This is a genomic window from Methylibium sp. (assembly GCF_013817365.1).
In the GTDB taxonomy this organism is placed as follows: Bacteria; Pseudomonadota; Gammaproteobacteria; order Burkholderiales; family Burkholderiaceae_C; genus Methylibium.
On record NZ_JACDCU010000416.1, the window covers coordinates 1 to 3,554 of the forward strand.

Sequence of the window (3,554 nt, forward strand, 5' to 3'; positions counted from 1 at the left end):
TCAGCACGGCCGAGGTCAAGGTGCAGATCGTGCACGCGGCGGTGGGCGGCATCAGCGAGAGCGACGTCAACCTCGCCATCGCGTCCAAGGCGGTGATCATCGGCTTCAACGTGCGGGCCGATGCCGGCGCGCGCAAGCTGGCCGAGAACAACGCGGTCGACCTGCGCTACTACAACATCATTTACGACGCGGTCGACGAGATCAAGTCGGCAATGACGGGCATGCTCGCCCCGGAACAGCGCGAGGAAGTCATCGGTACGGCCGAAATCCGCACGGTGTTCGTGGCCAGCAAGATCGGCACGGTGGCCGGCTCCATGGTCACTGCCGGGGTGGTCCGCCGCGGTGCACGCTTCCGCCTGCTGCGCGAGAACGTCGTCATCTACACCGGCGAGGTCGATTCGGTGAAGCGCATGAAGGACGACGTGCGCGAAGTGGCGAGCGGCTTCGAGTGCGGCATCAAGCTGAAGAACTACAACGACATCAAAGAGGGCGATCAGTTGGAGTTCTTCGAGGTCAAGGAAGTCGCCCGAACGCTGTAAGGCGGTCCTTGCTCTTCGCCGAACAAGCCCCGCCCCCTGAAAAGTGGGCGGGGCTTGGTTTTGGGGCGGGCCGACGAACGGGAACACACCATGAAGCACAAGCGAGCCATCCCCAACCGCAGCTTTCGCGTCGCGGACCAGATCCAGCGTGATGTGGCGGTGCTGATCCGCGACTTGAAAGATCCGCGCATAGGCATGGTCACCATCAACGCCGTCGAGGTCACGCCCGACTATGCCCATGCGAAAGTCTTCTTCTCGGTACTGATCGGCGATGCCGAGGAATGCGCCACGGCACTCAACGAGGCGGCCGGCTACCTGCGCAACGGTCTTTTCAAGCGGTTGCAGATCCACACCGTGCCGACGCTGCATTTCCATTTCGACCGCACTACCGAGCGAGCGGCCGACCTCAGCGCGCTGATCAACCGGGCCAACGCCGACCGCGCGAAAGACGCGGACGAGCCGCCGCTGCCGGCAGCCAAGGACGACTGAGTGGATCCAACCCAGGTCGTCCAGTCCGTGCGCCGCGCCGCGCCGCGCGCTGCACCGAAGGCCCCGCGAGTGCCGCGCCGGGCGCTGCACGGCGTGCTGCTGCTCGACAAGCCGCTGGGCTGGTCGAGCAACGATGCGCTGCAAAAGGTCAAGGGCATGCTGCGCGCCGAGAAAGGCGGTCATACCGGCACGCTCGACCCGCTGGCGAGCGGCTTGTTGCCGCTGTGCTTCGGCGCGGCTACGAAGTTTTCGCAGGCCAGCCTGGAGGCCGACAAGACTTACCGCGCCACCCTGCAACTCGGCGTGACCCGTGCCGGCGGTGACCGCGAGGGCGCGGTACTGGAGACACGCCCCATCGGCTTCGACGAGGCGGCGTTGCACGGGGCTTGCGCGGCGCTCACCGGCGAAATCGATCAGCTGCCGCCGATGCACTCGGCTCTCAAGCACGAAGGCCGCGCGCTCTACGAATACGCTCGCGCCGGTGTGGAGATCGAGCGCACGGCCCGTCGAGTCAGTATTTATCGGCTCGACATCCTGCACTGGCAGCATGACATGCTGGAGATCGAAGTGCGCGTCAGCAAGGGCACGTACATCCGCAGCCTGGCCGAGGATCTCGGCCGGCTGCTCGGTTGCGGTGCCCACCTCGCCGCGTTGCGCCGAACGGCTAGCGGGCCGCTCCGGGTGGCCGGTGCGATCACGATCGACGGCCTGGCTGCACTGAGCGATGCCGAGCGCGAAGCCCGATTGCTACATCCGGATGTACTGCTCGCGGGCTGGCCGGCGGTGCGGCTGGCGGTAGACGACGCAGGGCGCTTTCTTTCCGGCCTGCGCCGCCGGGTCGATGAGATCGATTGCGCCGCCGTGCGCGTTTACGGACCCTCACCGCAAGCGGGATCCCCGTCCACGGAGGCCGACACGCGGACGAGTGCCTTTCTCGGCATTGCCCACGTCAAGGCCGGCGAACTGATCCCGGGGCGGCTGTTGAGCCCACCCGAAGTACAGGCCCTGCTGCAGATCCCCGCCGCGCAGGCCGAACCGAATAAATTCAAGCAAGTGAGCACGACATGACCACCAGTGACAACGCCCGACAGATCCGCAACATCGCCATCATCGCCCACGTCGACCACGGCAAGACGACCCTGGTCGATCAGTTGCTGCGCCAGAGCGGCACCTTCCGAGAGAACGAAAAGGTTGCCGAGCGCGTGATGGACAGCAACGACATCGAGAAGGAACGCGGCATCACCATCCTCTCGAAGAACTGCGCGGTCGAGTGGAAGGGCACTCACATCAACATCGTCGACACCCCCGGCCACGCCGACTTCGGCGGCGAGGTCGAGCGCGTGCTGTCGATGGTCGACAGCGTGCTGCTGCTGGTCGACGCGGTCGAGGGCCCGATGCCGCAGACCCGGTTCGTCACGAAAAAGGCGCTGGCGCTTGGTCTGAAACCCATCGTCGTGGTCAACAAGGTCGACCGCAACGGCGCGCGTCCCGACTACGTCATCAACGCCACGTTCGATCTGTTCGACAAGCTGCATGCCACCGAAGAGCAGCTCGACTTCCCGGTCATCTACGCCTCGGGCCTGAACGGCTGGGCGACGCTGACGCCGGGTGAGGTCGGAGCCGACCTGGCGCCGCTGTTCGACGCGGTGCTGCAGCATGTGCCGCCGCACGAGGGCGATCCGGAGGGGCCGCTGCAGCTGCAGATCTGCTCGCTCGACTACTCCACCTTCGTCGGGCGCATCGGCATCGGCCGCATCAACCAGGGCACCTTGAAGCCGATGCAGGACGTGTCGGTGTTCTCCGGCGAGGACAGCATTCCCTTCAAGGCGCGAGTCAACCAGGTGCTCAAGTTCGAGGGACTGGAGCGCATTCAGGCGAGCGTTGCCGGCCCCGGCGACATCGTGCTGATCAACGGCATCGAGGACATCGGCATCGGCGTCACGCTGACCGACATCGACGACCCGCAACCGTTGCCCATGCTCGAGGTGGACGAGCCGACGCTGACCATGAACTTCTGCGTCAACAATTCGCCGCTTGCAGGCCGCGAAGGCAAGTTCGTGACCAGCCGTCAGATCCGAGACCGGCTCGACCGCGAGCTGCAAAGCAACGTGGCGCTGCGCGTGAAGGACACCGACGAGGACGGCATCTTCGAGGTCTCGGGGCGCGGTGAACTGCACCTGACCATCCTGCTCGAGAACATGCGCCGCGAGGGCTATGAGCTGGCCGTCTCGAAGCCGCGCGTGGTGTTCCACGAGGAAGGCGGCGAACGCCACGAGCCGATGGAACTGGTCACCGCCGACATCGAAGAGCAGCACCAGGGCGGCGTGATGCAGGCGCTGGGCCTGCGCAAGGCCGACCTGGTGAACATGGAATCCGACAGCATGGGCCGCGTGCGGCTTGAATACCGCATCCCGGCGCGCGGGCTGATCGGCTTTTCGAATGAGTTCATGAACCTCACGCGCGGCACCGGCCTCATCAGCAACATCTTCGACGGCTACGAGGCCTACAAGGGCGAGCTCGAAGGCC

At 65.5% G+C, this 3,554-nt stretch carries 4 protein-coding genes; all 4 read left to right on the top strand.

The features are described from left to right. On the top strand, positions 1–539 hold a 539-nt coding region (locus H0W38_RS18840), incomplete at its 5' end, for an EF-Tu/IF-2/RF-3 family GTPase (protein ID WP_367162401.1). Positions 540–629: 90 nt separating this feature from the next. Further along, positions 630–1,028: a 30S ribosome-binding factor RbfA gene (gene rbfA / locus H0W38_RS18845; protein ID WP_292457022.1), complete on the top strand. Its 399-nt coding sequence runs from the start codon at positions 630–632 to the stop codon at positions 1,026–1,028. 27 nt (positions 1,029–1,055) lie between these two features. After that, positions 1,056–2,096: a tRNA pseudouridine(55) synthase TruB gene (gene truB, locus H0W38_RS18850; protein WP_292457027.1), complete on the top strand. Its 1,041-nt coding sequence runs from the start codon at positions 1,056–1,058 to the stop codon at positions 2,094–2,096. Continuing rightward, positions 2,093–3,554: GTP-binding protein (locus H0W38_RS18855; protein WP_292457024.1), on the top strand; the 1,462-nt coding region annotated here is incomplete at its 3' end. The genes truB and H0W38_RS18855, both read left to right, overlap by 4 nt.